The 11,653-nt window shown below is 68.3% G+C and carries 10 protein-coding genes; 6 read left to right on the forward strand and 4 right to left on the reverse strand.

Annotated elements, in window-relative coordinates:
* On the forward strand, positions 1–2,309 hold a 2,309-nt coding region (locus AC2VOP_RS02700), incomplete at its 5' end, for a class I tRNA ligase family protein (RefSeq protein ID WP_486959539.1).
* Between the two features lie 29 nt (positions 2,310–2,338).
* Here AC2VOP_RS02700 and AC2VOP_RS02705 read toward each other — a convergent pair.
* Genes AC2VOP_RS02705 through AC2VOP_RS02715 form a run of 3 tightly spaced genes read right to left on the reverse strand, consistent with a single transcriptional unit; the run spans position 2,339 to position 4,878 of the window.
* Complete coding sequence (locus tag AC2VOP_RS02705) at positions 2,339–2,905, reverse strand: class I SAM-dependent methyltransferase (RefSeq protein WP_486959540.1); 567 nt, start codon at positions 2,903–2,905, stop codon at positions 2,339–2,341.
* Positions 2,906–2,914: 9 nt separating this feature from the next.
* Positions 2,915–3,751 carry an NAD(P)-dependent oxidoreductase gene (locus tag AC2VOP_RS02710; protein WP_486959541.1) on the reverse strand — a complete coding sequence of 279 codons (837 nt, stop codon included), beginning with the start codon at positions 3,749–3,751 and terminating at the stop codon, positions 2,915–2,917.
* On the reverse strand, positions 3,751–4,878 hold the full coding sequence (locus tag AC2VOP_RS02715; RefSeq protein ID WP_486959542.1) for a Zn-dependent alcohol dehydrogenase: 1,128 nt from the start codon (positions 4,876–4,878) through the stop codon (positions 3,751–3,753). The genes AC2VOP_RS02710 and AC2VOP_RS02715 overlap by 1 nt, the downstream gene beginning before the upstream one ends.
* Here AC2VOP_RS02715 and AC2VOP_RS02720 point away from each other — a divergent pair.
* The 3 genes from AC2VOP_RS02720 to AC2VOP_RS02730 are packed head-to-tail and all read left to right on the forward strand — an operon-like array spanning position 4,877 to position 7,826.
* Positions 4,877–6,406 carry an aldehyde dehydrogenase family protein gene (locus tag AC2VOP_RS02720; RefSeq protein ID WP_486959543.1) on the forward strand — a complete coding sequence of 510 codons (1,530 nt, stop codon included), beginning with the start codon at positions 4,877–4,879 and terminating at the stop codon, positions 6,404–6,406. The two genes, AC2VOP_RS02715 and AC2VOP_RS02720, sit on opposite strands and share 2 nt — an antisense overlap.
* 53 nt (positions 6,407–6,459) lie before the next feature.
* Positions 6,460–7,635, forward strand: coding sequence for a cytochrome P450 (locus AC2VOP_RS02725; protein WP_486959544.1), 1,176 nt, complete (start codon positions 6,460–6,462; stop codon positions 7,633–7,635).
* Positions 7,632–7,826, forward strand: a complete 195-nt coding sequence (locus AC2VOP_RS02730) for a ferredoxin (RefSeq protein ID WP_486959545.1) — start codon at positions 7,632–7,634, stop codon at positions 7,824–7,826. Before AC2VOP_RS02725 ends, AC2VOP_RS02730 begins: the two co-directional genes overlap by 4 nt.
* A 20-nt stretch (positions 7,827–7,846) precedes the next feature.
* Here AC2VOP_RS02730 and AC2VOP_RS02735 read toward each other — a convergent pair whose 3' ends face one another.
* A complete protein-coding gene (locus AC2VOP_RS02735) occupies positions 7,847–8,401 on the reverse strand; it encodes a TetR/AcrR family transcriptional regulator (protein ID WP_486959546.1) in 555 nt (184 codons plus the stop codon).
* A 246-nt stretch (positions 8,402–8,647) separates the two neighbouring features.
* On the opposite strand from AC2VOP_RS02735, the gene AC2VOP_RS02740 reads away from it, so the two are divergent.
* Both AC2VOP_RS02740 and AC2VOP_RS02745 read left to right on the forward strand, forming a co-directional pair.
* A complete protein-coding gene (locus tag AC2VOP_RS02740; RefSeq protein ID WP_486959547.1) occupies positions 8,648–9,838 on the forward strand; it encodes an amidohydrolase family protein in 1,191 nt (396 codons plus the stop codon).
* 8 nt (positions 9,839–9,846) lie between these two features.
* Entirely contained in the window at positions 9,847–11,565 is a 1,719-nt protein-coding gene (locus tag AC2VOP_RS02745; RefSeq protein WP_486959548.1) for an N-acyl-D-amino-acid deacylase family protein, read from the forward strand.
* Positions 11,566–11,653: the final 88 nt, after the last annotated feature.

Genomic DNA, 11,653 nt, shown 5'->3' on the forward strand with positions numbered 1-11,653 from the left:
AGCTGCTGGGCCAGCGGTATCTGCCGCCGTTTCGGTACTTCGCCGACGCGCCCAACGCTTTTCGGGTGCTGGCGGCCGATTTCGTCTCCACCGAGGATGGCACCGGCGTCGTGCACCTGGCCCCGGCCTACGGCGAAGACGACAAGCTCGCCGCCGACTCGGCCGGGATCACCCCGGTCACCCCGGTCGACGCCGGCGGTCGTTTCGATGCCACCGTGCCCGACTATGCGGGCCAGCACGTCTTCGATGCGAATGCGGCGATCATCCGCGACCTGAAGGACCGCTCCGGCCCGGCAGCGGCCAACGGGGCGGTGCTGGTGCGCCACGAAACCTACGAACACCCGTACCCGCACTGCTGGCGGTGCGGCAATCCGCTGATCTACAAAGCGGTGTCGTCATGGTTCGTGCGCGTCAGCGAGTTCCGGGATCGGATGGTCGAGCTCAATGAGCAGATCACCTGGCATCCCGAACACGTCAAGCACGGCCAGTTCGGCAAGTGGCTTGCTGGCGCCCGCGACTGGTCGATCTCGCGGAACCGCTACTGGGGCACCCCGATTCCGGTGTGGAAGTCCGACAGCACCGACTACCCCCGCATCGATGTCTACGGCAGCCTCGACGAGCTGGAGCGTGATTTCGGTGTGCGCCCGGATGACCTGCACCGCCCCTACATCGACGAGCTGACCCGGCCCAATCCCGACGACCCAACCGGCCGCTCGACGATGCGGCGCATCCCGGATGTGCTCGACGTGTGGTTCGACTCCGGCTCGATGCCCTATGCGCAGGTGCACTACCCGTTTGACAACGAGGATTGGTTCTTGGGTGGGGCGGCGGGAGAGGCCGAAGCGCACTACCCGGGCGACTTTATCGTGGAGTACATCGGCCAGACCCGCGGCTGGTTCTACACACTGCATGTGCTGGCCACCGCCCTGTTCGACCGGCCCGCATTCAAAACCTGTGTGGCACACGGGATCGTGCTGGGCAGCGACGGTGCGAAGATGAGCAAGTCCCGACGCAACTATCCGGACGTGACGGAGGTGTTCGATCGCGACGGCTCCGATGCGATGCGATGGTTCTTGATGGCGTCGCCGATCCTGCGCGGCGGCAACCTGGTCGTCACCGAACGCGGCATCCGCGAGGGTGTCCGCCAGGTGCTGCTGCCGCTGTGGAACGCCTACGGCTTCCTGGCGCTCTACGCGCCGCGAGTCGGGGTGTGGCGCACCCATTTCCTACACGTGCTGGACCGCTACATCCTGGCCAAGCTGTCGATGCTGCGGGACCAGTTGACCGTGGCGATGGACGAATGCGACATCTCCGCGGCCTGTGAGCAGCTGCGCCAGTTCACCGAGGCGCTGACCAACTGGTATGTGCGCCGGTCGCGGCAGCGGTTCTGGGACGAGGATCTCGACGCCGTCGACACCTTGCACACGGTGCTGGAGGTGACCTGCCGGCTGGCCGCCCCGCTGCTGCCGCTGGTTGCCGAGGTGATCTGGCGTGGCGTCACCGGTGGGCGGTCGGTGCATCTGACCGATTGGCCCGCCGAGGGCACGTTGCCGGCCGATCCGGCACTGGTCGCCGCCATGGACCAAGTGCGCGAGGTCTGCTCGGCGGCGTCGTCACTGCGCAAGGCACACCGGCTGCGGGTTCGGCTGCCGCTGCCGAAACTGACGGTGGCGATGGAGAATCCGTTGCATCTGCGCGAGTTCACCGAATTGATCGCCGACGAACTCAACGTCAAAGACGTCGAGATCACCGACGACGTCAACCACTACGGCCGTTTCGAGTTTGCGGTCAACGCGAAGGTGGCCGGCCCCCGGCTGGGTCCGCAGGTGCAGGCCGCGATCAAGGCGGTCAAAGCGGGGGAGGGCGCCGTCAACGCCGACGGCACCCTGAGCGCCGGGCCGGTGCTGCTGCAGCCCGGGGAGTACACCTCGAGGCTGGTTGCGGCCGACCCCGAATTCACCGCGGCGCTGTCCGACGACGCGGGCCTGGTGGTGCTGGACACCGCCGTCACCGAAGAACTGGAGGCCGAGGGCTGGGCCAAGGACCGCATCCGCGAACTGCAGGAGCTGCGCAAGTCGACCGGCCTGGACGTCTCCGACCGAATCAGCGTGGTGATCTCGGTTCCCGCCGACCGCGCAGCATGGGCACACACCCATGCTGCGCTAATCGCGCGCGAGATCCTGGCCACCGGCTTCGAATTCGGCGAGCCCGGGCCGGGCGCGGCCGAGATCGGCGACGGGGTGCGGGTAGCGATCGCGAGGGTGTCACCCGTCGAGCAGACGCCAAAGCCCCCGAAAATAGGCCGATGAGGTGGCTTTCGCGTCTGCTCGCGCGGAATTTAAGGCTTGACCGCGCGCCAGCGCAGTTTGCCGGTCTTGGCGTCGACGTTCACATCGCCGAATCCCGCCGCATGCAACCGATCCGGCAGGGTGTCGCGGGACACCGGGTTGCAGGTGTCGTGGAAATGAAGGATCCGGAACGGGATCGACGACTCGCTGTCGCTACCAGCGAAGATCCCGCCGGGTCGCAACACCCGGAAGACCTCCGCAAACAGGCGGTCTTGCAGGTCCGCCGTCGGAATGTGGTGCAGCATCGTAAAGCACACCACCGAGCTGAACTCGCCGGTGGGCAAGCCAGTGTCGGTGCCGTCACCGTTGATGATGCGCGCCCGTTCCCCGTACTGCCCTTGTAGCCGCTCGGCCATCGGGGTGTCGACCTCGACGGCGGTATAGTGTGGCGCCTTGTCGATCAGCACCCGGATGTTGGCGCCGTAGCCCGGGCCGATCTCGAGCACATTGTCCCCGAGGTCCACATCAGCAAGTACCCACGGTAACAGCTGGTCCTCGACAACTTTGAAGTAGCGGACCGAGCTGCAACACAACCGATGCACCAGGTTCATCGCCATCGGTTTCTCCTACCTGCACTGTCGCATCAATAACAGGGCGGCATTAGCGGCGTCAAGCACCACGCCGCCCGGGGTGGCTTCGGCGCTTTGGGCGTCAGCCAGGTCGGTCACCAACCCCACATCCTTTTGAAGCAGCGGCGCGGCCAGGGTGGCAAGGTTATCGAGGGTGCCGCCGGTCTGTTGAATGGCGTTGAGCGCGAAGCTGTTGCCGCTGCTGCGGGAGAGCACCTCGGCCAACCCGTCTCGGGTGATGCCGAGCGTCCGGCCCAATGCCAGCGCGGTCGCCGCAGTGCCGAGGTTGGCGGTGAACAACACGTTGTTGACCAACTTGGCCACCTGGCCGGAGCCTAGGCCGCCGAGATGCACGACGGCGTCCGCGTAGGTTGCGAACACGGGCCGGCAACGCTCGACAACGTCCGTCTCGCCGCCGACCATGACCACCAACCGACCCTCGGCGGCCGCCGGCCCGCCGCCGCTGACCGGTGCGTCGACCACATAAACCCCTTGAGCAGCCGCTTTTTCGGCCAACAACTCGCAGGTTTGGGGGTGCACGGTGCTGTGCACGACGATCACGCTGCCGGGCTTCAGCCCGGCCAACAGGCCCTGGTAGCCGGAGCCACCGGTCGCGACCTCGTTGACGTCGGCGTCGCCCACCACGCACAGGCACACCAGGTCACTGGCGGCGGCGAGTTCGGCGGGTGACTCGGCGATCGTCGCACCGGTGTCGGCGAAGGCGGCCAGAGTGGCGGATCTACGGGCCCACAGCGTCATCGGGTAGCCCGCGTCGATGATGCGCCGGGCCATCGGAGCGCCCTGGCTGCCCAAGCCGATGAAGCCAATGTCCATCAGCCGGCCGCTGGGTCGTCGAAGCAGACCACGCTGCGTGCCCCATGCCCGGCGACCATATCGGTGAACGCCGCCTCCACGGCGCCGATGTCGATCCGCCGCGTCACCAGTGCCTCCAGGTCGAGCCGGCCACGCAGGGCGAGATCGGCCAACGTCGGGATGTCACGTGCCGGGTCGCTGCTGCCGTAAACGCTGCCGCGAATCGTCTTGCCCTGGGCCATCAATGCCATTGCCGGCAACGTCACCGTCTCGTCGGTGCCGGCCGCACCCACCACGGTCACCGTGCCACCCCGGCGCGCGGCGTCGTAGGCCGCGCGAATCGTGGCCGGTCTGCCGACCACCTCGATCGCGTGGTCGACACCCTCTCCACCGGTCAGGTCACGAACCGCGGCGGCCAGGTCGGCCGCATCGATCGTGTCGGTGGCGCCGTTCGCGGTCGCGACCGGAAGCTGGTCTGCGACGCGGTCGGCGGCGATGATCCGCGCCGCCCCGGCTAGCCGTGCCCCCTGGATCGCCGCCAAACCCACACCGCCGCAACCGATCACCAGCACACTCTCGCCGGGGCGGACCACCGCCGTGCGCAGCACCGCACCGACTCCGGTGGTCACGGCACAGCCCAGCAGCGCCGCATGGTCGAGCGGCAGCGCTGGGTCGACCGGTATCGCCGCGGCCGCGGGCACCAGCGTCTGCTCGGCCAGCGTCCCGATGCCTATCGACGGCCAGACCGGGCCGTCGCTGTCGCCGTACGGCCGGCCGAAAGCGTGCTCAAACCCGTGCGGACACAGTTGCGCTTCGCCGCGCAGACAGTACGCGCAACGCCGGCACGGCACATTCCAGGTGAGCACCGCATGGTCGCCCGCGCCGACGGTGGTGACGCCGTCGCCGACCTCGATGACAGTCCCGGCGCCTTCGTGGCCGAGCGTGCACGGCAGCAGCGCCGGCATGGTGCCGTCTCGCACCGACAGGTCGGTGTGGCAGATCCCGCTGGCGGCCAACTGGACCCGGACCTCACCGCGGCCGACCGGGCGGAGCGTGACGTCCTCCACCGCGGCGGGTTGTCCGACCTCCCGCAGCACGACCGCCTTCACGGTGGCGAACCCGAAACCCGCGTCATAGTGACCTACCATGGCGGCACCACCGCGCCAGGTCAAGCAGGCGGGGAACGGGCTGCCAAGGAGGGCCATGCCGGGCGCCGCGACTGCCACCGCATGGCTCACCATCGGCTCCGCGCAGCGGCCGGGAGCCGCCGGAACCTACCCGGTGCACAACCCGGCCCGGCCGGCCGAGATCGTCGGCCACGCGCCGGCCGCCGACCGCGCCCAGCTCGACGCCGCGGTGCAGGCGGCCCGCACAGCGATGGCGGACTGGCGCGCACTGCGTGTCGCGGAGCGGGTCGCTGCCGTCACCGCTGCGGCAACCGCGGCAGCCGGGCAACTCATTGACGAAGACGGCGCCCGGCTGTACACCCGCGAACACGGGAAGGTGCTCGCCGAGGCGACCCTGGAACTGAACATCGCACCGGTCGTCGCCAACATGGTGGGATCGATGGCCGAGGCGGCACTGGCACCCGAACGGATGGACCCGCAGTCGGCCTACCCGCGGCTGCAGCGCGAGCCCTACGGGGTGGCTGCTCTGGTGCTGCCCTTCAATTGGCCGCTGTCGCTGATGGCGACCAAACTGGCCTCTGCGTTGGTCGCCGGCAACACCGCGGTGGTCAAGGTGCCGCCGAGCTGTCCGCTGGCGGCATTGCGGTTGGGTGCTGCATTCGCCGCCGCGCTGCCGGCGGGCGTGGTCAACGTGCTGGCCGGCCCGGGTCGCGAACTGGCCCAGGCCCTGGTGTCGCATCCCGGCGTCGACGTCATCTCGCTGACCGGCGGGGCGGCCACCGGGCGTGCCGTGATGGCGGCTGCGGCGGCGCGGCTCACCCCGGTCCTGCTGGAGCTTGGCGGCAACGACGCCGCGATCCTGGCACCCGACCTGGCGGTCACCGACGAACTCGTCGAACGGCTGGTGACCGCGACTTACACCACCGGCGGGCAGGTGTGCATGGCGATCAAGCGGCTCTACGTCCCGGCCGAGCGGGTCGGCGAAGTGGCCGACGCGGTGCTGGCACGGTGCGAGGCGGAGGTTGTCGGTGACGGCCTGGCCGACGAGACCACACTTGGACCGCTGCACACCGCCGCCGGGCGCGACCGGGTGCAGGCGCTGATCGCCGACGCGCACGTGCACGGCGCGAGGATCCGGACCGCCGGCCGCATCCGCGACGCCGATGCGGACGCGGGTGGGTATTTCGTGCTGCCGACCGTGGTCACCGATGTCGCCGCCGACTGCGCGCTGGCCACCGAGGAGCAGTTCGGCCCGGTGCTGCCGATCTTGGGTTATCGGGGCATCGACGACGCCGTCGCTGCGGCCAACGCCACCGACTTCGGGCTGACCGCGTCGGTGTGGACCGGTGACGACGCACTGGCCCACCGGGTTGCCGCGCAGTTGATCGCCGGTACGGTCAGCATCAACTGCCACGGCATGGCGGCCCAGGATCCCCGGCTGCCGTTCGGCGGCGTCGGCCAGTCCGGCCTGGGCCGCGAACTCGGTGTCGACGGGATCAGGGCGTACACGCAGCCGCGGAGCTTCGTGCGCCACCCGGCACCGCGCTAAGCCACCTGCCCGGCCCATTGCCCACAGGTGACGTTGATGTCAAGCTGAACGGCATGACCGACACCGAAGGATTCGTCGACCAGACCGTGACGGGCGTGGCCGAACCGCAGCCGATGTACAAGGCGCTGCGCGAGTCGACTCCGGTGTTCCGGACGCCGCAGGTGGTTGTCCTGAGCCGTCTCGTCGACATCGAGATGGCACTCAAACACACCGAGTTGTTCGCGTCGAATATGGATGCCGTCGCTCTCGGCAACCTGCGGCCGCTGATCCCGCTGCAGATCGACCCGCCCGAGCACGCGAAGTACCGTCGTGTCCTCGATCCACTGTTCACCCCTCGCGAGATGGCCCGGCGGGAACCACGTGTCACCGCACTGGTGAACGAGATGATCGACCGCTTCGTCGATCGGGGCGAGTGCGATTTCCACACCGAGTTCGCGGTCCCGCTGCCGTGCACGGTGTTCCTTCAGCTGCTCGGCCTGCCGCTGGAGGATCTGGACACCTTCCTGGCCTGGAAGGACGGCGTTATCCGCCCGGAAGGGGTGCAGGGCTACGAGGAACACGGGAAGGCCGCGGAGCCTGTGGCGCAACAGATCTACGAGTACTTCGAGCGTGCCGTCGACGACCACATCGCCAGCCCACGCGACGACGTCTTGTCGGCCATGATCGCCGCGGACGTCGGTGGTCGGCCGCTGTCGCGCGATGAGCTGCTGGACATCTGCTTTCTGTTCCTCATCGCTGGCCTGGACACGGTCACGGATTCGTTGGACTGCTTCTTCGTGTACCTGGCACGTCATCCCGAACAGCGCCGGCTGCTCGTCGAGCAGCCCGACATTCTGCCCGGCGCCGTCGAAGAGCTGCTGCGTTGGGAGACTCCGGTGCCCGGAGTCGTTCGTGTCGCGATGCAAGACGTCGAGGTCTCCGGCTGCCCGATCAGCAAGGGCGAACGGGTCAGTCCGTTGCTCGGTGCGGCCAACACCGATCCGGCTGACTTCCCCGACCCGGAGCTGGTGGACTTCCGGCGCAATCCGAATCGGCACCGCGCGTTCGGCGGTGGTCCGCACCGCTGCCTCGGTTCCCACCTGGCCCGCATGGAGCTGCGGGTGGCGTTGCGCGAGTTCCACCGGCGCATACCCGATTACGAGATCAAGTCCGGCGTCGAACTCGCCTATACCCGTGCGTTGCGGTCGGTCGAGACGCTGCCGCTGACCTTCCCGGTGCCGGCACCGTGAAACGCGTTTCGGTCGATCCGGACCGCTGCGTCGGACACGGGCGTTGCTACACGCTGGCGCCAGAGGTTTTCGACGCCGACGAGATAGGGCACTGTGTCATCCGTGTGGAGAACGTCTCCGGCAACCTCGAGGAGCAGGCCGCCATTGGTGAGCAGAACTGCCCCGAGCAGGCGATCACGTTGTCACCCTGAGGGCAAGCAGACCACCTTATCTAGGTGTGCCCGGCGAATGCCGGAGCGATGAATCGCTGCACCATCTCGCGTTCGGCGCGGCTATCGTTGATCGGCCAGTACAACAGCGACAAGACGACGCGGACGAGCCATTGGGCGGCCTGTGGGTCAGGGTTGGTGCGTCCAGTGAGGTCGGTGGTCATGCCGGCCACCCAAGGCGATGCCGTGACCCAGGCCACCTCGTCGGGTCGAGCCGAGGTGACCATCAATTGCACTAATGGGTCGGATCGAATCCGTTTGAGTGCCACCGTGATCGCGGTGACGATCCGTTCCGTTCCGGTCAGATTCTCGATGGTTTTTCGCACTGTTTCGATGATGCGAGCCGCAGCGCGGGCAGCGACGGCGTCTCGGATCTCCGCTTTGCCGCCGACGTAGCGGTAGACGGTCGCCCGGGAACAGTGGACGCGGGCGGCCAAGGTGTCGATGTCGAAAGCGTCCGGGCCCTCGTGTGCGATGAGGTCGGTTGCGGCGGCGTAGATGCGTTCAGCGGCGATCTTGCGGCGATCGTCACCCACGAGCCAATCCTTGCGAGACACGGGACAAGCCTGCTACACGGCGTAGAAGAATGGCAATATTTTTCTCAGCTTGAGATAATTCGTGTTATTCCTCTCACTGTCGCGGGAGGTCGGGCCGTTAGCTGAGACGACCGATGCTTACCCGTGTAAGCACCGGCTTTTCAACTTCTCACCGCACCGTTGACGCTGCTGGGATGGCCGATCAGCCTGGATGGGAGCCGCGCACCGTTGCAACATCGGGCATAGGCGAGAAGAGGGGTTTTGGTTATGGCGCTGCTGCCCGACCCCGCCCCCCGCGAGCGTCACCACGTTCTGATCTCGGTCGATGACCACGTCATCGAGCCGCCCGACATGTTCGACGGCCGGCTGCCCGCCGCGTTGGCCGGCCGGGCACCGAAAATCATCGAGACCGACGACGGCCGGCAGGTGTGGCGCTACGAGGACTGCGAATACCCCAACATCGGCCTCAACGCGGTGATCGGGCGCCCGCCCCGGGAATGGAGCATGGAGCCGGTCCGGTTCGACGAGATGCGTCGCGGCTGCTGGGATATCAAGGCCCGGATCGCCGACATGGACCTGGCCGGCATCTGGGCGTCGCTGAACTTTCCGTCGCTGATCGCCGGTTTCTGCGGCACCGTGTTCTGGAAGAGCAAGGACCGGCAGCTGGGATTGGCGGTGCTGCGCGCCTGGAACGACTGGCATCTGCAGGTGTGGGCCGGCAGTTTCCCGGAGCGGATCATCCCGCTGCAGCTGCCGTGGCTGGCCGATCCGCAGCTGGCGACCGAGGAGCTGCGCCGCAACGCCGACCGCGGCTTCAACGCGGTCAGCTTCCCCGAGCTGCCGGCCCAGTGCGGGCTGCCCAGCCTACACACCGGGGCGTGGGACCCGTTCTTCGCCGCCTGCGAAGAGACCGGCACCGTGGTCTGCCTGCACACCGGATCGGCCCAGTGGGCGCCGATCCCCGCGCCGGATACCCCGTTCGAGACGATCACCACGCTGTTCCCGGTTAACGCGCTGGTCGCCTGCGCGGACATGCTGTGGTCCGGTGTGCCGGTGCGCTTCCCACGGCTGAAAATCACTCTGGCCGAGGGCGGGCTGGGCTGGGCGGCGATGCTCGGCGATCGAGCCGATTACGTGTTGGCCCACTCCGCTTCGGGGCGGGAGGGCGGTGCCTGGCGGGGTGACCTGCTACCCAGCGAGGTGCTGCGGCGCAACTTCTGGTTCTGCTCGATCGACGACCCGCACGCCTTCGGTGCGCTGGACGCGATCGGGGCCGACCACATCCTCGTCGAAAGCGACTACCCGCACGCTGATTCCAGCTGGCCGGACACCCAGCAGGTGGTCGGGCGCAATGTCGCGGGCCTGTCGGTGCAGGACGCCGCCCGCATCACCCACCGCAACGCCGCGGAACTGTTCCGCCACCCGCTGCCGGACAGCGGCTGGCTGACCCAAACCTAGGAGATCCAGTGCTCGACTTGCTGATCCGCGATGCCGAGATCGTCGACGGCAGTGGGACGCCCGGCCGCCGCGGGGATGTCGGCGTGCGTGACGGCCTTATCGTGGCGGTCGGAGAGGTCGACGAGTCGGCGGCGAAAACGATTGACGCCGAGGGCCAAGTGCTGGCGCCGGGTTTCATAGATCTGCACACCCACTACGACGCGCAGTTGTTCTGGGATCCGACGGCCAGCCCGTCGGTGCAGCACGGTGTCACCACCGTCTTCGGCGGCAACTGCGGTTTCACGCTTGCGCCCGCGGTGCCCGGCCAGCAGGACTATCTGACCCGGATGCTCGCCCGGGTTGAGGGCATGCCGCTGGACGCGCTGCGGGCCGGGCTGGACTGGGAATGGTCGTCGTTTCACGACTGGCTGGCGCGGTTCGACGGCCGCATCGCGGTCAACGCCGGTTTTCTGGTCGGTCACTCCGCGCTGCGGTTGGCGGCGATGGACGACGACGCTGTCGGTGGCCAGGCGAGCCCACATCAGATCGAACGGATGACGGCACTGCTGCACGATGCGCTATCCGCTGGGGCGCTGGGGCTTTCGACATCGCAGTCGCACACCCACAACGACGCCGCAGGCCATCCGGTGCCGTCGCGCTGCGCCTCGCGCGAAGAACTTGTCGCTCTGGCCGGTGGTGTCCGCGGCCATCCAGGCACCACGCTGGAGGCAATCGTGCCAGGCTGCCTGTCGGGCTTCACCGACGACGAGGTCACGTTGCTCACCGACATGTCGCTGGCTGCCGGCCGGCCACTGAACTGGAACGTGCTTTCCGTGACGACGGCCAACCCGACCGGGCACGCCGGACAGCTGCGAGCATCGGAGATCGCCGCCGGGCGCGGCGGCCGGGTGGTCGCACTGACCCTGCCGCACGCCATGAGCATCCGGTTGTCGTTTCTGTCCGGCTTCGTGCTCGACGGGCTGCCCGGATGGCGCGACACCATGCACCTGCCGGTGCCTGAGCGGCTCAAGTCGCTCTCCGACCCCGAGGTGCGGCGGCGGCTCAACGCGGGCGCCCAATCCGAGGAAGCCGGTGTCCTGCGAGGCCTGGCGCGCTGGGAGCGGTTGATCATCGTCGAGACCTTCGCGGCTCAAAATGCCGGTACCACCGGCCATTCCGTCGGAGAGATCGCCGCCGGACGCGGTCATGAGCCTTTCGACACGCTGTGCGACATTGTGGTCGCCGACGAGCTGCGCACCGGGCTCAAGCCGGCGCCGACCGGCGACGAGGCCGCTGACTGGCGGCTGCGCGCCGAGGCGTGGCGCAACCCGGACGTGGTGATTGGTGGCTCGGACGCCGGCGCCCACCTGGACATGATGTGCGGCGCGATCTACACCACGTCGTTGCTCGGCTGCGGCGTCCGCGAGCACCAGGTGGTGACGCTCGAAGAAGCGGTCCGGCTGATCACCGACGTGCCGGCCCGGCTCTACGGGCTGCGCGACCGCGGCCGGATAGCGCCGGGCGCCCACGCGGATCTGGTGCTGTTCGACCCGGCCACCGTCGGCCACGGCCTGGAGCACACGTGCTATGACCTGCCCGCGGGCGCGCCCCGACTCGTCGCCGACGCCCTCGGCATCAGCTCGGTCTGGGTCGGCGGCGTCGAGGTCTGCCGCGACGGTGTGGCCACCGGCGCCCTGCCCGGCACGGTGCTGCACTCCGGCCGGGACACCGAAACGGTGACGCCATGACGAGCCCGCTTGCCGACGAATTCCATCCGGCGGAGCTGCAGGACGGACTGCTCATGCAGGTCGAGAACGTGCACGAGCGGCTGCGCGC

The organism is Mycobacterium sp. TH-M106, assembly GCF_057473765.1.